Here is a 17768-nt window from a genome sequence, read left to right on the forward strand (position 1 = left end):
TCCACCGAGGAAAAATGACCCCGAAACGCAAGCTCTGGCTCATCGACGCGAGCTACATGTTCAACGCCCGCCACAGCGTGCGCAGCGGCTACGAGTTCAGCTACCTGCGCCTGCGCCAGTACCTGGAGCAGGACGGCCCCATCTGGCGGGCCTACTACCTGAACTCCACGCCCAACCCGCCCTCGGACGGCCAGGACAATTTCCACCGCTGGCTGCGCAGCGGCCCGCCCATGGGGCCCAAGATCATCACCAAGTTCTACGGCCTCAAGCAGCAGCGGGCCGACAAGGCCTATTGCGAGGAGTGCGGGCAGAAGGTTTCCCTGCGCTGCCAGAACCAGAACGGCGAAACCACCCACCGGGTCTTCAACGAGATCCAGAAGGGCGTGGACGTGGGCATCGCCACCCTGTCCCTCATCCATCAGCGCAACTACGACACGCTGCTGCTGTCCTCGGGCGACTCGGACCTGCTCGACGCCGTGGAACACCTCTCGGAGCAGGGCAAGACCATCGAACTCGTGGTCTTCCGCGACGGGGTATCCTCGGAATTGCAGTGCCGGGCCGACCGCATTCACTGGATCAATGATTTCGCGACCGAAGTGGACAACGCAAGCCGCGAGCAGGCGGCCGAGGGCGACGGCCCCCAGGCAGGCTCCGCGGAGAGGAGGAACTCATGACCAGCCTCGAAAAGTTCGTCTCGCAGTACACCATGGGCGAGGAGATCGCCAACAGCATCACCCACGCCGTGGGCACGGGGATGTCCATCGCCGCCCTGGTGGTGCTCATCGTCTCGGCCGTGTCCCAGGGCGACGCCTGGCACGTGGTCAGCTTCTCCATCTTCGGGTCCACACTGATCCTGCTGTACCTGGCCTCGACCCTGTACCACGCCATCCCGCTGCCGGGCGCCAAGCGCATCCTCAAGACCCTGGACCACAGCGCCATCTTCCTGCTCATCGCCGGCACCTACACGCCCTTCATGCTGGTTTCCATGCGCGGCACCACCGGCTGGATCGTCTTCGCCGTGGTCTGGATTCTGGCCGTGGCGGGCGTGGTGCTCAAATGCTGCTTCGTGTACCGCTTCAAGCGACTGTCTCTGACCATCTACCTCGGCATGGGCTGGCTGTGCGTGCTGGTCATGCGCGACATGTACGCCTCCCTGCCGGGCACGAGCCTGACCTTGCTGGCCCTGGGCGGCCTGGCCTACACCCTGGGCGTGGTCTTCTACGTCTGGAAGCGCCTGCCCTACAGCCACGCCATCTGGCACCTCTTCGTCATCGCCGGCAGCACCCTGCATTTCTTCTCCGTGCTGCACACGCTCCCGGCCTGATTCCCGTGGCCGACTGGTTCGTCTACGTGCTGCGCTGCGGCGACGGCACGCTGTACACCGGCATCACCACCGACGTTTCCCGCCGCCTGTCCGAGCACGCCTCGGGCGGGCCCAGGGCCGCCAAGTACCTGCGCGGCCGCGGCCCCCTCGAATTGGCCTTTTCCGCGCCTGCAGGCGGCCGGTCGCGGGCCCTGACCCTCGAACGCTGGCTCAAGGGCCTGCCCCGCAGCCGCAAGGACGATCTGATCTGCGGCCGCCTGGCCTGGCCCGAATCCTAGCCGAACATCAGCCATTGCGGGCGGAAGATGAGCAGCAGCCCGACAGCCAGCATGAGCGCCCCGCCGAGCATCCGCGCGTAGCGGACGTAGGTCGTGGTCGCGCCCGTGACCTCCAGCGTCAGCATGGCCGCCACGAAGACGACGAGGTCGTCGACCATGTAGAAGAAGATGTAGAGGGCAATGTAGGAATAGTATTTCCAGGCCGGATACGCGTTCAGGGACAGGACCTGCGTGTAGATGGCCGGAAACCCCGCCGAGCAGACGACTTCCACCAGATTGACCATGAAGGCCAGGAGCGCGATCCCGATCAGGGACAGCAGCAGGCTGTGCTGCCCGATGACGGACCGCAGCCTGATGCGGAAGTGCTTGCGCCGCTCGCTGCCGTTCATCCTGCAACTGATTTCCTCGTTGGCCAGGGCGTCCCTGAGGCTGTACGCGCCTCCGGCCAGGGCGATGAGCCCGATCCCGACCCTGACCCACATGACGAGCCCGAAGAAGAGGATGAGGTTGAGCCAGGCAGCCATGAAGAGGAAATAGACCAAGGCCGAGGCGGCGATGAAGACGGTGCCCAGAAGCCACATGCGCGTGCGGTCCCGCATGCCGAGCAGCAGGCCGATCAGAAAGACCAGGGCCCACATGGCGCAGGGGTTGAACCCGTCCAGAAAGCCCATGACCACGGTCAGCAGGGGCAGGGAGAAAGCCAGGACGTCAATGTCGCCCAGCAGCGGGACGGTGATGATCCGCGTGCCCGGCGCAGTTGCCGCTTCGGGCGCCGCGTCGGGTGCGGCCTTCGGGGGCGGTGGCGCCTTTTCGCCTTCGCTGGTTCGACGGACCAGGTCCGGGCAGTCCCCAGGCAGGCATTTGGCGACCAGCGTCCTGATCATGTCCGGGGTGAAGGTCTCGTCGAAGCCTATGATGCATTCCTCCCCGACAACGAGGAAGGGGACGGCGACGGAGTGGGCGTTGAGCCGCTCGGCGACCCTTTCGAGCAGTTCCATGTTTTTCGTGTTGAAATAGACTTCGTACCGCTCGATGCGCAGGTTGCCGTAGCGGTTTTCGTATTCCCGGAGGAGCTTTTCCTCCTTGGCGCAGTGGGGGCAGCCCTGGCCGTAGAAGAAGTGCATGACGAAAGGGGGCGACGCGGCGTTAACGGCCGTCGGCGAAAGGAGAAGAACGAGAAGGAGGAAAAGGGCAGTGTGCATGCTTTCCCGCTCGGGCCGCGTTATGCGGCCCTTACAAAGAAAATAGCACATCGAAGGGCAAGGGGCTACTTTTTTGTCTCCACCGGCAGAACAAGTCGTCTTAAGGCCGCAGTTCCGCTTCGAGGGCCTCGTCGAGCTGTCCGCTGGTGAAGAGGTCGCGCAGCACCAGGGGGCTCTCCGGGCGTTCCTTGGGGAAGATGGCCAGGATGGGGATGGACTTGGAACCCATGCTTTCCAGCAGGGCCATGAGCTCGGGATCGTGGCGGGTCAGGTCCACGCGCAGCAGCGTGGCCTTGAAATCCCTGGCGATGCGGGCGCTGTTCTCGGGTTTGAGCACCGTCTTTTCCAGAAATTTGCAGTTGGGGCACCAGTCCGCGGTGAAGTCGAGAATCAGGTTTTCCTGGCCGAGCAGGCTCTGAAATCTGGGCATTTCAAAATTCTGCCAGGGATCCTGGTGGACGGTGGGGCGGAAGAGGAGAAAGACAACCGCCGTCACGAGGGCCACGCAGGAGGAACGGATGGACCATCTGCGCAACATCGACTGGTTCAGGTCCGTGAGCTTGCCCCAGACCCACGCCGCCACGGCGATGGCCCACAGGAGGATGAGCACGTCCAGGTATGCAGAGGTCGGCAGCAGCCCGAAAAGGTAGACGCAGGTCCCGGCCAAAAGAAAGCCGAGCAGGCGTTCCAGGTGCGCGGTCCAGGCTCCGGGCCTGGGCAGGAAACGGTACAGACCGGGCATGAGGGCCATGGCCAGGTAGGGCGATGCCATGCCGAGGCCGATGCAGCTCAGGACCAGGGCGATGATTTTCGGCGGCTGGATGAGGGCCCAGGCCAGGACCCCGCCCAGGAACGGCCCGCTGCAGGGCGTGGCCAGGACGGTGGCCAGAATGCCGGTAGTGAATGATTCGAGCCGGGGGTGGTGTTTGACCCCGGCGGATTTGCCCTTGAGGTCGATGAGGGGCAGGTCGTAGACGCCGAAAAGGCTCAGAGAAAGGGCGAAGACGACGGCCGTCAGGGTGATGATGGCCGAGGGCTGCTGGAATATCTGCCCCCAGGCGATGCCCGTGGCGGCAATGATGCCGGCCAGGATCAGGAAGTAGAGCATCATGCCCAGGGCGAAGAAGAGGTTGTGGGCGCGGAAGGCCTGCCGCTGCTGCATGGGCATGCCGGACGCCGCCGGGATGAAGGAGCGCAGCTTCAGGGTGATGACGGGCAGCACGCACGGCATGAAATTGAGGATCAGGCCGGCCAGGAAGGCCAGGCCGGCTGCCTTGGACAGGGTATGGACCTCAAGCCCCGGGGCGAAATAGCGCGGGCTGAAGGACACGGCAGGCTTCGGCGTCTCGGCGTCAGCAGGTGTTTCGACGGCAGTCTCGGGCAGCGACTCGGCGGCTCCGGGCGTGGATAGCAGGTACAGGGGCCACCACTGCTGGTCTTCGGCCCGGGGCAGTCCGGCCGGGTCCGTGACCGCGAGTTCCAGGTCCTCGCGCAGGGGTTGGCAGGTGGTGGCCGAGCAGAGCAGGGCGTTCAGGCGGACCGTCAATTTGGCCGGAGCCTTGGCCATGGGCAGGAAAAAGGGGGTCGGCCCGTTGTAGAGTTCCACGGTCAGGCTCGGGTCGATGGGGTCGGGGCCTGGTTCGGCCGGCGGGTAGAGGGCGTCCAGGTCGGCACCGTCGGCTTGGCCGGTCACGGTCGTGGGGAATCCCGACGGCCCCTGGACGTTGCCGTAGGCATGCCACTCGGGTGCGGGGGTGAGCGTCACCACGCCGAGCACCGGGGTTGCGGGGGCGTCGGTACGGAAGGCCTGCAGGGAGACTTCGTAGGGTCCGGCGGCGCCCGCGGGGGCGGCGATGTTCAGGACTGCCAGACAGATCAGGATGAAAGCGGCGCGTAGTGTCATGTTTGGGCACGGGTGGCTGAACGTTGTGGCCGAGTTTTCCTTTTAGGTGCTTCGGGAGGTGGTGGCAAGCGAGGAAAGGCGATTCTGGAGGCGTATCGGCAGGGGAGGCTTCGCCGTGTTTACAGGAGACGGCTCACCGGTCCATCGAAAAAGCCCCTCCGGCGTGACGCCGGAGGGGAGAAAATCCGTCGCGGCTACATGGCCATCAGCCTGGCCACGCGGTCCTCGGTGGACGGGTGGGTCGAGAAGAGGCTGGCCAGCCTGGACGCGGTCAGGGGGTTTATGATGAACATGTGCGAGGTGGCCGGGGTGGCCTCCTGCATGGGCACCATGGTCGCTGCCTGCTGCAGCTTCGTCAGGGCGCTGGCCAGGGCCTTGGGCTTGCCGCTGAGCTTAGCCCCTCCCTCGTCGGCCATGAACTCGCGCGAGCGGGACACTGCCATCTGGATGAGCATGGCCGCGATGGGCGCGATGATGGCCATGGCCAGGGCGCCGAAGATGCCGCCCCCGCCTTCCTCGTCGTCGCTGCGGCCCATGCCGAAGATGGCCGCCCACTGCAGCATGTTGCCGAGCATGGAGATGGCTCCGGCGATGGTCGCGGCGATGGTCGAGATGAGGGTGTCGCGGTTCATGACATGGGTCAGCTCGTGGGCCATGACGCCTTCGAGTTCGTCGCGCGAGAGGATGCGCATGATGCCCGTGGTCGCGGCCACGGCGGCGTTCTGCGGGTTGCGGCCCGTGGCGAAGGCGTTGGGGGTGTCCGAGGGGATGACGTAGACCTTGGGCATGGGCATGTCCGCCTTGCGCGCCAGGTTTTCGACGATGCCGTAGAAGTCCGGGCTTTCGGCGCGGGTCACCTCGCGGGCGTTGTACATGCGCAGCACGATCTTGTCCGAGTTCCAGTAGGCGAAGAAGTTCATGCCGCCGGCGATGAGAAAGGCGATGATCATGCCGGACTTGCCGCCGATGGCGCCGCCCATGGCGACCAGCAGGACGGTCAGCATGGTCAGCAGCAGCGTGGTCTTTATCTGGTTCATGGAATTCCTCCGGTTGAGCCGCGGATAATGAAAAAGACCTTTATCCGCGGCGATGCTGGGATAAAGGTCTTGCTGATCTCGACGTGTGTCGGATTCCCGGGTCCGGGCCTGTGCGCCGTACTGACGAACCGCGGGTCGGTGCGGGACATCCCGGAACCGATAGCTACTCCCCTTTGCGTGGTGAAAATAAGGACCGCCGCGGGGGGTGTCAAGAGGACTGCTTGTCGCCTTTCTTCTTCTTTTTGGCCCGTTTGTCCTTCTTCGAAGGCTCCTCGCTGCCGTCGCCGTTTACCTCCACGTCAGGCTCGCATTCGCAGGCGTCGTGTCCCTTGCGCTCCTCCTCCTCGCGGATGACCCGGCGCAGGACCTTGCCGACGATGCTCTTGGGCAGGTCGTCGCGGAACTCGACCTGCTTGGGCACCTTGTAGTTGGCCAGCTTCTCGCGGCAGAAGGCCAGGACGTCGGTCTTGCTCAGGGCATGGCCCTCGCGCAGGACGATGTAGGCCTTGATGATCTCGCCGCGCGTGGGGTGCGTGATGCCGACGCTGACGGCCTCCTTGATGGCGGGGTGTTCGTGCAGGACCTCGTCGATCTCGCGCGGGTAGACGTTGTAGCCGCCGGTGATGATGAGGTCCTTCTTGCGGTCGACGATGAAGAAAAAACCGTCCTCGTCCATGTAGGCGATGTCGCCGGTGTAGAGCCAGCCGTTCCTGAGCACCGAGGCCGTCTCGTCGGGCCGCTTCCAGTAGCCCTGCATGACCTGCGGCCCACGGATGACCAGTTCGCCGATCTTGCCGACGGGCAGGGGCAGTGAGCCGACCTCCATGTCGACGATGGCCGCGTCCGTGTCCGGGAAGGGCAGGCCGATGGAGCCGTTCTTGCTGTTGCCGCGCAGGGGGTTCAGGTGCGTGATGGGCGAGGCCTCGGTCAGTCCGAAGCCCTCGACGATGTTGGCGCCGTTGGTCAGGCTGTTGAACTTCTCCATGATGGGCACGGGCATGGGCGCCGAGCCGGAGATGCAGTAGCGCACCGATCCCAGATCGTACTTTTCCAGATTCTTCTGCTGCAACAGAGCGATGAAGATGGACGGGGCGCAGGGGAAGATGGTCGGCCGCTTCTTGTGGATGGTCTTCAGGACGTCCAGGGGCACGAACTTGGCCATGGGCACGAGGGTCGCGCCGATGAGGGTTCCGAAATTGACGCAGACCGTGAGCCCGTAGATGTGGAAGAGGGGTAGGAGGCCCAGGATCGTCTCGCCCGTCTCCTTGATGGTGTGCAGCACGGCCTTGGCCTGCTGGGCGTTGCAGATGAGGTTGGCGTGGGTCAGCATGACCCCCTTGGACACACCCGTGGTGCCGCCGGTGTACTGCAGTGCGGCCAGGTCCTTCCTGGGGTCAACGGGGTGCGGGTCCTGGATGGCCGTCCGCTTGAGGAGCCCCTTCCATGGCAGGACGGTCTGCCCGTCGTAGGGGATCGGGCCGAGCTTGTACTCGCGCCTGGATTTTATGGTGTAGAGGAAATTCAGGGGGAAGCCCAGGCAGTCGGCGATGGAGGTGACGAAGATGCGCTTCAGGTGCAGCTTGTCGCGCAGACCGCTTATGCGCTTCCAGAGCAGGTTGAGCGTGATGAGCGTCCTGGCTTCGGAATCGTTGAAGTGGTGGACCAGCTCTTTCTCCATGTACAGGGGGTTGGTCATGACGACCACGGCCCCGAGCTTGAGACAGGCCCAGTAGGTGATAACCGTCTGAGGGCAGTTGGGCAGCATGACGGCCACCCGCTCGCCGGGCTGGACGCCGGCCTTCTTCAGGTTGGCGCTGCAGAGGTCCACCAGGCGCTTGAGCTTCTTGAACGTGACGGTCCAGTTGTTGAAGACGATGGCCGGCCGGTCGGGGTGGTTGGCGGCTGCACGCTCCAAGACCTCATAGAGGGGGATGATTTCGTAGTCCAGGTTCGGACTGACTTCCTGATCGTAATGCTTGAGCCAGATTCTGTTGATGCCCTCTGCGATCATGGACCCTCCATGGAAAGTGATGTGAGGAAAAACTTCTACAGTCCCGCGTCTTTCCGCGCAAGTCCCCGCGGCGGACGCGGCCTCAGGGGCGGTCCAGGACCATGAGCACCTCCATATGCCAGGTGCCCGGGAACATGTCGAAGAGGCGCAGGGACGACAGGCGCCAGCCGGCGTCCAGGAGGGGCCTCGCGTCGCGGATGGTGTTGACCACGTCGCAGGACACCCAGACCAGGCGCCGCAGGCTTGCTATGCCCGCGAGGGTCTGGCCGACGCCCTTGGCGCCAGTGCGGGGCGGGTCGAGGATGGCGGCCCGGGGTGCGAAGTCGCGCACCGTCTTCCAGGGGGCCGGCTTGGAGAGGTTGGCGGCGCGGAACCGGACCGAGGCGAGGCCGAGCCTTTCGGCGTTGCGCACCCCGGTGTCCACGGCCTCGGCCGAGCCTTCCACGGCCAGGACCTTCCGTCCCCGGCTGGCCAGGGGCAGGGCGAAATTGCCGGCTCCGGAGAAGAGGTCGGCGATGCGGTCGAAACCTTCGAGCTCGTCCACGGCCGTGCGCACCAGGACGCGGTTCAGTTCCCAGTTGGCCTGAAAGAACGTGGACGGCGGCAATTCCAGGGTCAGCCCGTAGTCCGGGAAGGAGAAGGGCAGCAGCAGCGTGTCGCGTTCCGTGGCTGCCTGGCCCGTGTCGGGGCTGGCCGCGATGGTGAAGCGGCCGTCAGGCAGGCCGGCGGCCAGGGCGGGCATGGCCGCGGCCAGGGGGGCGGCCAGGAGATGGCAGTCCGTCAGGGGCACGAGGTCGTTGCTGGCGTGGGCCATGGCGTGGGGCCGGCCGCCGCGGACGTGGATCTGGCCGCGCCAGCGGTAGCGCCAGCCCCGAGGGCTCGGGACCACGCCGATCTCCGGCAGTTCCGCGCCGTGGCTGCGGCCCAGGGCTCGGGACAGGGCGTCGCGCAGGATGTCGGTCTTGAGGGCGAGACCCGTTTCCGGACTGACCATGCCGAAGCGCGAGCCGCCGCACAGGGCGGCGTGGGGGCAGGGGTGGACGCCGCGCATGGGCGACGGCTCCGTGACGCGCACGGCTTCGGCCTGCAGGAAATCCTTGGAGGCCTTGATCACGCGGGCATCGACGATCTCGCCGGGCAGTACGCCCGGTTCGAGCATGACCACCTGTCCCGACTCCAGGCGCGCCAGACCTCGGCCGCGCCAGAGCAGCTTCTCGACCCGCAGGGCCGGGAGATCGTGGCCGTTTGCGGGTGCCATCAGCCCTGCCCGAGCCAGCTGACGAGGATGCGCTGGATGAGCTTGACCGCGGCCGTTTCCGAAACCTGCGAGCCGTGGACGGGCGAGAGTTCGACCATGTCCATGCCGACCAGTCGCGGGCCCATGCCGTCGAGCCAGAGCTCCTTCCAGAAGCGGCTCATCCAGGGGTAGGCGATGCCGCCGGGCTCGGGCGTGCCCGTGCCGGGAATGACGCTCGGGTCCATGCCGTCCACGTCGAAGGACAGGTAGATGGGCCGCTCGCCGACGAAGGCACGCACGCGCTCGGCCGCCTCGCAGGGGGAGGGCAGGTCCCAGGCGAACATGGTCATGAGCTCGGACTTGGGTTGGGCGCGCATGAAGTCGCGCTGCTCGCGGCACAGGGAGCGGATGCCGATCTGGACCAGGGGGATGGACAGCTGCCTGGCGCGGGCCATGATGCAGGCGTGGGAGTAGGGCGTGTCGCCGTAGCTCTCGCGCAGGTCGGCGTGGGCGTCGATGTGCAGGATGACCAGGTCCGGGTGGGCAGCCTTGTAGAATTCGAACAGGGGCAGAGGGATCGAGTGCTCGCCCCCGAGGGTCAGGATGAAGTCCCGGCCTGCGTCGAACTCCTCAAGCCGCCGGCGCAAGACCCCATGCAGGGCCTCGGGGCCGCCTTTGGGCGGATCCACCGGGGCCAGGGGGGTGAAGTGGGCCAGATCCGTCAGGTCCAGATCCAGTTCGGCGTCGTAGGACTCGATCTGCACGCTGGCCCGAAACAGCGCCTCGGGCCCCAGGCGCGTGCCCGTGCCATAGCTGACCGTGCCCTCGTAGGGGACGGGCAACACGAAAATGTTCCGGCCCTGAGCGAGGCCGAGATCGAAAAATTCATCGTACATGGGGATCTCCGTCAAAAGACGGGCGGACCGAGGCCCGCCCGGAGTGATTTACAGCGGTGTGCGCGAACGCAGCAGGATGTTGTCGATGCCCTTGGCCTTGAGCTGCTCCTTGAGGCCCACGGCCGATTCGACCGTGCCCTGATGGTGCACGTAGACGCGGAACCACGTCTTGCCCTCGTGCTCGGCCTGCACCACGGTGGTCTTGAACCCCGAGAGGTCGCGCTTCTTCAGAAAGGTTTGGGCCTGCTCCATGCTGGCCAGGGCCGCGACCTGGTAGTTGAAGACAAAGACTTCGCCCTTGGTATTTTCCGTCGCTGCCTGCGGCGCAGCCTGTCCGGCCACCTGGGCCGCCGACTGCAGGGCCGCGTCGATGGCCGACTGCGGCTTGGCGACCGCAGTCGCCGTCGCGACCGTGGTCGCGTTCTGGGGCTTGGGCGCAGGCGCGGCTGCCGCCTTGGGCGGCGCGGGCGGGGCCGGGGGCACGGAACTCGGGCCCTGCTTCAGCTTTTCGAAGAACTCCAGTTCCTCGCCCTTGAGCACTTCCTCGTTCTTTTCCGTGAGCAGCGGGAAGTCTTCGGGGAGCACCTGGCGGGCCATGTCCATGGCCATCTTCTCGGGCTGGTGCCCGCGGCCGACGATGACCCCCAGGATGAAGGACCAGGCCATGCCGATGACGACCAGCACGGCCAGGGACATGAAGCCCGTCAGGCCAAGCTGGAAGGTGAACCCCTTGGAGTCCTTTCCCTTTTTCGCTGTGCTCGATTTGCGTGTGATCATGGGACTCCGGATTGGCTACATGCGTTCCGGGGCATGCACCCCCAACAGGTCGAGGCCGCTCGCGATCACGCCGGCCACGGCGCGGAAGAGGAGGATGCGTGCCCGCAGCAGGTCCTGGTCCTCGCCGGAGAGGATGTGGTGCACGGTATAATACCGGTGCAGCAGCCCGGCAAGCTCCATCAGGTAATGGCTGACGTGGTGGGGCGAGAGGGTCCGGGCGGCCAGCTCCATGGTGTCCTCGAAGGCGTCCAGGGCCTTGAACAGGGCCTTGTCCTCGGGCGTGGTCAGGAGGGCCATGAGTTCGCGCGACGGCTCGGGCAGCTCGACGCCCTGCTCGGCGGCCTTGCGCAGCAGGGAGCTGATACGGGCGTGGGCGTACTGCACGTAGTAGACCGGGTTGTCCATGGACTGCTGCTTGACCATGTCCAGGTCGAAGTCCAGGTGCGAGTCGCTCTTGCGCGACAGGAAGATGAAGCGCGCCGCGTCCACGCCCACTTCGGCGCAGACGTCGGCCAGGGTCTCGAACTTGCCGGCGCGTGTGGACATGGCGATCTGCTCGCCGCCCTGGATCAGGTTGACGAGTTGGATGAGGATGACCTGCAGGGCCTCGCGGTCCTTGCCCATGGCCTCGATGGCCGCCTTCATGCGCGGCACGTAGCCGTGGTGGTCGGCGCCCCAGACGTCGACCATGAGGTCGAAGCCGCGGCCGATCTTGTTGTCGTGGTAGGCGATGTCCGAGGCGAAATAGGTCAGCAGGCCGTCGGACTTGCGCAGCACGCGGTCCTTGTCGTCGCCGAACTCCGTTGTCCGGAACCACAGGGCGCCGTCCTGCTCGTAGGCGCGGCCCTCGGCCAGCAGGCGGTTCAGGGTCGCCTCGACCAGCCCTCCGTCGACCAGGCTCTTTTCCGAGAACCAGTGCTGGTGCTCGACGCGGAAGTCGACGAGGTCCTTCTTGATGCCGTCGAGGATGTCCTTCATGCCGCGCTCATAGCACAGGTCCAGGGCATTCTCCTCGGGCAGGTCCAGCAGAGCCCGGCCCTTTTCGGCCAGCAGGGCTGCGGAGATGTCCTTGATGTAGTCGCCGCGGTAGCAATCCTCGGGAAATTCGATTTCGATGCCGCAGGCCTGCTGGTAGCGGACCCACACGGCCAGGCCCAGGAGGCGCATCTGGCGGCCGGCGTCGTTCAGGTAGTACTCCGTCTCGACCTCGTGGCCCGTGAAACGCAGGATGCGCGTCAGGCTGTCGCCTACGGCGGCGCCGCGGCCGTGTCCGATGTGCAGGGGCCCCGTGGGGTTGGCCGAGACGTACTCGACCTGCACGCGGCGGCCCTTGCCGACATCGACGCGTCCGAAGTTCGACCCGTTTTCCAGGGCGGTCAGGGCCACGTCCTGCCAGAAGGCGGGCTTGAAGGTGAAGTTGATGAAGCCGGGGCCGGCGATGTCGATGCTCTCGATCTCGGGGCAGGCGGCCAGCAGGTCCGCCTTGATGCCTTCGGCCAGGGCGCGCGGGTTCTGTCCCTTTTCCTTGGGCATGACCATGGAGATGTTGGTGGCCATGTCGCCGTGCTGTTCGCTTTTGGGCGCCTCGATGGTCGTCTTGGCGGGCAGCTCAAAGCCCTTGGAGGCCATGAAGGCCGTCAGTTTTTCGAAAATGTAGTTCTTGGCTTTCATGCCAGGGTCTCCTCGATGGCGGCCGACTGTTCAAGGTTGCTCACGGCCAGGGTCTTCACCCCGTCCCGGTCCTTCAGGATCTGCGAAATCATGCGCGAGAGGGCGCCCTTGGGGCCCAGCTCGATGAAGGCGCGCATGCCGTCGGCGTACTGGTTCTCGATGGTCTGGGTCCAGAGTACGGACGAGGTCATCTGCTTTTTCATGACCTCCTTCAGAGCCGCGCCGGAGGGCTCGGGTTTGGCCGTGACGTTCAGATAGACGGGAATCTTCGGGTCCCGCCAGTCGAGTTTGTCCATGTACCGGGACAGCTCGGCGCCGGGCTCGCTCATGTAGGGCGAGTGGAAAGCGTTGCTGACCGGCAGGGTCATGGCGCGGCCCTTGAGGGGCTTGGTGCCGGCGCAGACGTGGTCCACGGCCTGGGCGTGCCCGCTGACCACGAACTGGCCCGGGGTGTTGTAGTTGGCGATGCGGATCTCCTGGCCCGTGGCCGCGGCGGCGGCTGCCACCAGGGATTCCACCTGGGCCTGTTCCAGCTTGAGGATGGCGGCCATGGCGCCATCCTGGTTGGCTGCCTCGTCCATGAGCCTGCCGCGCAGGCAGACCAGTTCGAGCAGCTGGTCCTCGGGCAGGACCTGGGCGGCGCACAGGGCGGAGAATTCGCCCAGGCTGTGCCCGGCGGCTGCCGCGGGATTGAGCTTTGCGGCCAGGAAGCGCCAGAGGTTGATGTTGACAACGGTCAGGGCGGGCTGCAGATTCCGCGTCGCCGCCATGGCGCTTTCGTCGCCGTCCCAGTATATTTCGCGCAGGGGAAGGCCGCTTTGGCGTTCCGCCTTTTTCCACAATTCCATGGCCTCGGCGGAGTGCTCGGCCAGATCACGGCCCATGCCGGGTTCCTGGGAGCCCTGGCCGGGAAAAACGATGCTTACCATATTCACTGTTCCTCCAGTCAAAAAACTGTGCTGCTTGTATCCGCAGCACCCCCGCAGGTAAAGGGGGAAATCCCCGGCCTGGCCGAGCCGCGGCCGCGGGGAATCAAAGACCCAAAACGGACAGGGCAGATCATGAACGAAACTCTCGACGCGGCCAGTGTGGCCGCCGCCTCAGCTCGGCTCGGCCGCGTTCTCACGGACGACCAGGCCGGCATGCTGGCCGTTTACTTAGGCCTGCTGGTCAAGTGGAACAGCCGCATGAACCTCGTCGGCCCGGAGACCTGGCCGGAAATCCTGGAAACGCTGATCCAGGACTCCTGGCATCTGGCCGACCTGTTGCAGACCATCGAGCCCCAGCCGGCCGAAACCCTGGACCTTGGCGCCGGCGCGGGCCTGCCGGGCATCCCGCTGCGCGTCTTCTGGACCGCCGGGGACTACTGGCTGGTGGAGCCGAGGCAGAAGCGCGCCTTGTTCATGGAGCAGGCCGCGGCGCATATGCGCCTGCCGCGCACCCGCGTCCTCTGCGCCCGCATGGAGGCCCTGCCGCAGGCCCGTCGCCAGGCCGGGCTCATCGTCAGCCGCGCCTTCATGCCGTGGAAAAAGCTGTTGGCCGAGGTCCGCGGCTATCTCGCCCCCGGCGGCCGGGTGCTGGTCATGAGCAACGAGGCGACGGGCGAGACCGTCGAGGGCTTCGCGCTGGACGTCGAGAAGGACTATGCCGTGGCGGGAAAGACGCGCTGGTTCCGGCTATTTCGTCTTGTCGGGGAAGACTTCTGAAAGATGCGGCATGAGGAGCTTCGTGGCCACCTTGTCGACTTCCTCGGCCAGGTCCATGAAGCGCTCGAGGTATTCGAGGATCTCGATCTTGCGGTCCTCGCCGGAGTAGCCGTAGTCCTCCTCCAGACGTCCGGAGGTCAGGTATTCTTCGAATTCGTTCAGGAATTTTTCGCTCAGCATGGCATCCTCGGATCGTGTGCGTTTTCAACCGCCCCCGTCTGCCACATGCGGCCGTCGCGGTCAAAGCTCCAGGGGCTCCTTTCCCAAGAATCCGGTTGACTTTGACATGGCCCTTCACTAATTGAGTCACCTCACGCCGGAGTGGTGGAATGGTAGACGCAGTGGACTCAAAATCCACCGAGGGCAACCTCTTGCGAGTTCGAGTCTCGCCTCCGGTACCATATAAAAGTCCGACAGAATCCGTTCTGTAAAAAAGGGCAATAAAATCAAGGGATAGTCTGAGGGCGCATAGTCCGAGGAAGTCCCTTTTGTCCGTTTGGTCCTTTGACATCCATCTATTTTTTGCATACCCGGCTTGTATACGGGGCGCGAACGACGTGTTTCGTATGCAAGAAATCTCCGAAATCCAGAAATGACGGGCCTTCCCGCAAATCATTTTGAGCCACGGAGCGTATGCAAGATGCCGTTGACTGATACCAAGATCAGGAACGCCAGGGCGAAGGAAAAAGACCTGCTCATCGTTGACCACAACGGGCTATATCTCGCGGTCAAGAAGAACGGCTCAAAGCTCTGGCGCTATCGCAAGATGATGAAGGGCGAAACCATCCTGCTCTCCATCGGCTCCTACCCCGAAATTTCCCTGGCCGACGCCCGCGCGACCTGCTTGGAGTACAACAAGCTCGTTGCCCAGGGCATTCACCCCCGCAAAGAACTGGACGCGCCCACCGGCGATGCTTTCGAGCCCCTGGCCCGTGAGTGGCATGAAAAGCATCAAGTGAAGTGGGGCGAAGTCCACCGCGCGAAGATCCTTCGCCGTCTCGAAAAAGACATCTTCCCCTTTCTCGGTGACAAGCCCATCAACTCCATTCAGCCGCAGGACATCCTGCGCGTGCTTAGAATCATGGAGAACAGAGGCGCCACCGACCTTGCCCACAGGATGCACCAAGTCATTGGCCAGGTATTCCGCTACGCCGTGGCGACCGGCAGGGCCGAGCGGGACAATTCCGCCGACCTGAAAGGCGCTCTCACGCCAGTACGCCACAAGCATCACGCCAGTCTGACAGACCCCAAAGACATCGCGCAACTTCTCAGGGCCATCGAGGGCTATCAGGGCTCTCATGTTGTCCGGTGCGCGCTGCGCCTGTCTCCGCTCCTGTTCGTCCGTCCTGGCGAACTGCGTCATGCGGAATGGGGAGAAATCGACATCAAGGGTAGGGAATGGCGGATACCGGCCGAGAAGATGAAGATGAAGGTGCAGCACATTGTGCCGTTGGCGAAGCAGTCCATCGCCATCATCGAGGATCTGCGCCCCCTGACCGGCGACGGCAAGTACTTGTTTCCGGGCAGGGTGTCGGCCCGGCCAATGTCGGAAAACACAATCAACGCGGCATTGCGCTATCTGGGGTACGACACGCGGCAGCAGCAGTGTGCCCACGGGTTCAGATCCATGGCCAGCACGCTTTTGAACGAGCAGGGGTGGAATCGTGACGCCATCGAGCGGCAGCTCGCGCACGCGGAACGGGACGGAGTACGGGCGGCCTACAACTTCGCGCAGTACCTGCCCGAGCGCAGGAAGATGATGCAGGCGTGGGCCGACTTCCTCGACAAACTGAGGGACGGGGCGCAGGTCATCCCCTTGCACCTCGTAGCTGGAGAGAAATAAATCTTCCCGGTCCCCTGCCATCGTGGCATGGGCCGAAATTCGGCCAACGCGGGGCGCGGGAACGCCCCACGAGGCCTAACCACAACGTCCTAGTAGGAGGACACCATGGCTAATCAGAACGTATCGACCCAGGCGACCGAAGGCAATCTGTACGACCGTATTGACCGCGAATTGGGCGCAACCGGCGAGGCATCCATGAAGGCGCAACTCGTGGCCAAACTCATTCGCGAGACCGAACTGGACCGCGACGAACGCGAAACGGCGGCGCGGCTTCTTGACGAGGCCACGCGCGAAATTGCCGACCGCATTGCGGCCATCGAGGCCGTGGCCATGGCGACCGCCAAGGCATAACCCGCACCCCCTCCCCCAACGCGAAAAGGGCGCTGCTTCCACACGGAGCGGCGCCCTTTTTTTGCGTCCGAAAACTTTTTTCAAAAAAATATTTCGTCTCTATTTTATCAACGAGCAACTGATTCTGGCGAACCATTTGACCTATTTTGACCTATTCTGGCCGGATTTGGGACGCTTCAATCTGAACCTGCGCCGTCAGAAAATGAGCTGTACATGGGCAACACATAGACGAAATTCGTCTATGTGTTGCGTTTGCAATAAATTTTTTTGTCTGTACAAAATAGACTACATCGAACGGGGCTCCAAAAAAATGGCCTAGAGCGGCAACTCTAGGCCAAGGCGCGGGGCTCCGGGGCGGCAAGGATCTTTCCGTCTGGCGAGGCGGGCAAGGCAAACCATCACCGACCACGGCGCGGCCTATTCGTCCATTCGCACGGTGAACAATGAATGTCCACCGGGACGAGGTGCCCACCTGGTCATGAGGAATTTTCCATGGCGAAGAACACCCCTATCACGAACCCGCTTGTTAAGGACCGCTTTTTGCGCGTGAACGACGTCCTGGCAGTCTTCCCCGTTTCCCGGGCGACCTGGTGGGCCGGCGTCGCCGAAGGACGTTACCCCAAAGGAATTAAGCTGTCTCCCAGAACGACCGCTTGGCGCGCATCCGAGATTGAGGCCTTAATCGACCGCCTGTCCACTGAAGCCCAGGCGTAGGCGGGTGCGGTCATGATTGACCTCAACGGCTACGGGCCACAAGGGAAGCTGGCGGACGAGCCGCTTGTCCTCGGTGACGCCGTGGAGAAGTTCCGGGCCGCCATGAATGCCGAGGGTTACGGCGCCCAGGAGATCGAAGCAGACGGCGTGCTCCGTCGCTTCGACCTCCCCGACGACAAGGCCGGCGCGAAAAGCGGCTGGTACGTTTTTCATGCTGACGGCATCCCCGCCGGTTGCTTCGGCAACTGGAAGGAAGGAAGTTCCATCCCGTGGTGCTCAAAGCAGCGGTACGAGATGACCGCCGCCGAATGCGCGGAACACGACTTGCGCATGGAGCGGGCCAAGGTTGAGCGGGAGGCGAAGCAGGCCGAGGCGTGGGCCGAAGCGGCGAACAAATACTGGGACATTTACCAGCAGCTACCCCAGGCCCCGGCAGACCATCAGTATCTGGTGAAGAAAAAAGTCCCTCCAATGGAGGGCGTGCGCGTCTCCCAAAATGGCCGCCTGGCCGTTCCCCTGCGGGATGCCGAGAACACGTTCCAGGGCGTCCAGTGGATCGACGGCGACGGAAAAAAGCGCTTTGGCTCCGACGTGAAGACCAAGGGCAATTTCTATCTGATCCCAGGCGACATGAGCACCGTGTTCGTCTGTGAGGGCTACGCGACGGGCGCAAGCATCGCCATGGCGACAGGTCAGGCGGTTGTCGTGGCGTTCAACGCCGGCAACCTCTCCGCGGCCACGGCATCGGCAAAGGTGGCCTGCCCCGGGTCCAAGCTCGTGATTGCAGCGGATGACGACCGATGGACGAAAAACACCAA

At 64.3% G+C, this 17768-nt stretch carries 18 protein-coding genes and 1 tRNA gene; 9 read left to right on the forward strand and 10 right to left on the reverse strand.

The features are described from left to right. The first annotated feature begins 14 nt into the window (after positions 1 to 14). The 3 genes from G394_RS0114315 to G394_RS0114325 are packed head-to-tail and all read left to right on the forward strand — an operon-like array spanning position 15 to position 1602. Positions 15 to 674, forward strand: a complete 660-nt coding sequence (locus tag G394_RS0114315) for an NYN domain-containing protein (RefSeq protein ID WP_028578241.1) — start codon at positions 15 to 17, stop codon at positions 672 to 674. Next, positions 671 to 1324, forward strand: a complete 654-nt coding sequence (trhA, locus tag G394_RS0114320) for a PAQR family membrane homeostasis protein TrhA (RefSeq protein WP_028578242.1) — start codon at positions 671 to 673, stop codon at positions 1322 to 1324. The genes G394_RS0114315 and trhA overlap by 4 nt, the downstream gene beginning before the upstream one ends. A gap of 5 nt (positions 1325 to 1329) precedes the next feature. Next, positions 1330 to 1602: a GIY-YIG nuclease family protein gene (locus G394_RS0114325; RefSeq protein ID WP_028578243.1), complete on the forward strand. Its 273-nt coding sequence runs from the start codon at positions 1330 to 1332 to the stop codon at positions 1600 to 1602. Here the strand turns inward: G394_RS0114325 and G394_RS0114330 are convergent. From G394_RS0114330 to G394_RS0114370, 9 genes are all read right to left on the reverse strand, one after another. Beyond that, a complete protein-coding gene (locus G394_RS0114330) occupies positions 1599 to 2804 on the reverse strand; it encodes a hypothetical protein (protein ID WP_028578244.1) in 1206 nt (401 codons plus the stop codon). The two genes, G394_RS0114325 and G394_RS0114330, sit on opposite strands and share 4 nt — an antisense overlap. 100 nt (positions 2805 to 2904) lie before the next feature. Further along, positions 2905 to 4707: a protein-disulfide reductase DsbD family protein gene (locus tag G394_RS19390; protein ID WP_051307220.1), complete on the reverse strand. Its 1803-nt coding sequence runs from the start codon at positions 4705 to 4707 to the stop codon at positions 2905 to 2907. 194 nt (positions 4708 to 4901) lie between these two features. Beyond that, entirely contained in the window at positions 4902 to 5744 is an 843-nt protein-coding gene (gene htpX, locus G394_RS0114340; protein WP_028578245.1) for a zinc metalloprotease HtpX, read from the reverse strand. Between the two features lie 208 nt (positions 5745 to 5952). After that, the gene (locus G394_RS19395) at positions 5953 to 7755 is read right to left on the reverse strand and encodes a long-chain-fatty-acid--CoA ligase (protein WP_084435700.1); all 1803 of its coding nucleotides are present in this window, start codon (positions 7753 to 7755) and stop codon (positions 5953 to 5955) included. Between the two features lie 82 nt (positions 7756 to 7837). After that, positions 7838 to 9013 carry a class I SAM-dependent RNA methyltransferase gene (locus G394_RS0114350; RefSeq protein ID WP_028578246.1) on the reverse strand — a complete coding sequence of 392 codons (1176 nt, stop codon included), beginning with the start codon at positions 9011 to 9013 and terminating at the stop codon, positions 7838 to 7840. Then, positions 9013 to 9888 (reverse strand): agmatinase, encoded by an 876-nt coding sequence (gene speB / locus G394_RS0114355; protein WP_028578247.1) that lies wholly within the window; start codon positions 9886 to 9888, stop codon positions 9013 to 9015. The genes G394_RS0114350 and speB overlap by 1 nt, the downstream gene beginning before the upstream one ends. Before the next feature lie 48 nt (positions 9889 to 9936). Beyond that, positions 9937 to 10665 carry an SPOR domain-containing protein gene (locus tag G394_RS20385; protein WP_051307221.1) on the reverse strand — a complete coding sequence of 243 codons (729 nt, stop codon included), beginning with the start codon at positions 10663 to 10665 and terminating at the stop codon, positions 9937 to 9939. 15 nt (positions 10666 to 10680) lie between these two features. Next, complete coding sequence (gene argS / locus G394_RS0114365) at positions 10681 to 12336, reverse strand: arginine--tRNA ligase (RefSeq protein WP_028578248.1); 1656 nt, start codon at positions 12334 to 12336, stop codon at positions 10681 to 10683. Further along, positions 12333 to 13265: an acyltransferase domain-containing protein gene (locus tag G394_RS0114370; protein WP_043776087.1), complete on the reverse strand. Its 933-nt coding sequence runs from the start codon at positions 13263 to 13265 to the stop codon at positions 12333 to 12335. Before G394_RS0114370 ends, argS begins: the two co-directional genes overlap by 4 nt. 132 nt (positions 13266 to 13397) lie before the next feature. Here G394_RS0114370 and G394_RS0114375 point away from each other — a divergent pair, with 132 nt between their 5' ends. Continuing rightward, complete coding sequence (locus G394_RS0114375; protein WP_028578250.1) at positions 13398 to 14042, forward strand: 16S rRNA (guanine(527)-N(7))-methyltransferase RsmG; 645 nt, start codon at positions 13398 to 13400, stop codon at positions 14040 to 14042. On the opposite strand, the gene G394_RS0114380 is transcribed toward G394_RS0114375, so the two are convergent. Beyond that, entirely contained in the window at positions 14013 to 14222 is a 210-nt protein-coding gene (locus G394_RS0114380) for a hypothetical protein (protein ID WP_028578251.1), read from the reverse strand. The two genes, G394_RS0114375 and G394_RS0114380, sit on opposite strands and share 30 nt — an antisense overlap. Positions 14223 to 14357: 135 nt before the next feature. Here G394_RS0114380 and G394_RS0114385 point away from each other — a divergent pair. From G394_RS0114385 to G394_RS0114405, 5 genes are all read left to right on the forward strand, one after another. Next, positions 14358 to 14443, forward strand: a tRNA-Leu gene (locus G394_RS0114385). Positions 14444 to 14682: 239 nt separating this feature from the next. Next, complete coding sequence (locus G394_RS0114390; protein WP_028578252.1) at positions 14683 to 15885, forward strand: tyrosine-type recombinase/integrase; 1203 nt, start codon at positions 14683 to 14685, stop codon at positions 15883 to 15885. Positions 15886 to 15990: 105 nt separating this feature from the next. Further along, positions 15991 to 16236 (forward strand): hypothetical protein, encoded by a 246-nt coding sequence (locus tag G394_RS0114395; RefSeq protein WP_028578253.1) that lies wholly within the window; start codon positions 15991 to 15993, stop codon positions 16234 to 16236. 492 nt (positions 16237 to 16728) lie between these two features. Continuing rightward, positions 16729 to 16950 carry a helix-turn-helix transcriptional regulator gene (locus G394_RS0114400; protein WP_028578254.1) on the forward strand — a complete coding sequence of 74 codons (222 nt, stop codon included), beginning with the start codon at positions 16729 to 16731 and terminating at the stop codon, positions 16948 to 16950. Between the two features lie 12 nt (positions 16951 to 16962). Beyond that, positions 16963 to 17768: toprim domain-containing protein (locus G394_RS0114405; RefSeq protein ID WP_211226295.1), on the forward strand; the 806-nt coding region annotated here is incomplete at its 3' end.

Source organism: Desulfomicrobium escambiense DSM 10707, from assembly GCF_000428825.1.
GTDB lineage: Bacteria > Desulfobacterota > Desulfovibrionia > Desulfovibrionales > Desulfomicrobiaceae > Desulfomicrobium > Desulfomicrobium escambiense.

Coding starts and splice junctions, on each gene's coding strand:
- G394_RS0114315 (WP_028578241.1), top strand. CDS start 15: ATGACCCCGAAACGCAAGCTCTGGCTCATCGACGCGAGCTACATGTTC.
- trhA (WP_028578242.1), top strand. CDS start 671: ATGACCAGCCTCGAAAAGTTCGTCTCGCAGTACACCATGGGCGAGGAG.
- G394_RS0114330 (WP_028578244.1), bottom strand. CDS start 2,804: ATGCACACTGCCCTTTTCCTCCTTCTCGTTCTTCTCCTTTCGCCGACG.
- G394_RS19390 (WP_051307220.1), bottom strand. CDS start 4,707: ATGACACTACGCGCCGCTTTCATCCTGATCTGTCTGGCAGTCCTGAAC.
- htpX (WP_028578245.1), bottom strand. CDS start 5,744: ATGAACCAGATAAAGACCACGCTGCTGCTGACCATGCTGACCGTCCTG.
- G394_RS19395 (WP_084435700.1), bottom strand. CDS start 7,755: ATGATCGCAGAGGGCATCAACAGAATCTGGCTCAAGCATTACGATCAG.
- G394_RS0114350 (WP_028578246.1), bottom strand. CDS start 9,013: ATGGCACCCGCAAACGGCCACGATCTCCCGGCCCTGCGGGTCGAGAAG.
- speB (WP_028578247.1), bottom strand. CDS start 9,888: ATGTACGATGAATTTTTCGATCTCGGCCTCGCTCAGGGCCGGAACATT.
- G394_RS20385 (WP_051307221.1), bottom strand. CDS start 10,665: ATGATCACACGCAAATCGAGCACAGCGAAAAAGGGAAAGGACTCCAAG.
- argS (WP_028578248.1), bottom strand. CDS start 12,336: ATGAAAGCCAAGAACTACATTTTCGAAAAACTGACGGCCTTCATGGCC.
- G394_RS0114370 (WP_043776087.1), bottom strand. CDS start 13,265: ATGGTAAGCATCGTTTTTCCCGGCCAGGGCTCCCAGGAACCCGGCATG.
- G394_RS0114375 (WP_028578250.1), top strand. CDS start 13,398: ATGAACGAAACTCTCGACGCGGCCAGTGTGGCCGCCGCCTCAGCTCGG.
- G394_RS0114380 (WP_028578251.1), bottom strand. CDS start 14,222: ATGCTGAGCGAAAAATTCCTGAACGAATTCGAAGAATACCTGACCTCC.
- G394_RS0114390 (WP_028578252.1), top strand. CDS start 14,683: ATGCCGTTGACTGATACCAAGATCAGGAACGCCAGGGCGAAGGAAAAA.
- G394_RS0114395 (WP_028578253.1), top strand. CDS start 15,991: ATGGCTAATCAGAACGTATCGACCCAGGCGACCGAAGGCAATCTGTAC.
- G394_RS0114400 (WP_028578254.1), top strand. CDS start 16,729: ATGGCGAAGAACACCCCTATCACGAACCCGCTTGTTAAGGACCGCTTT.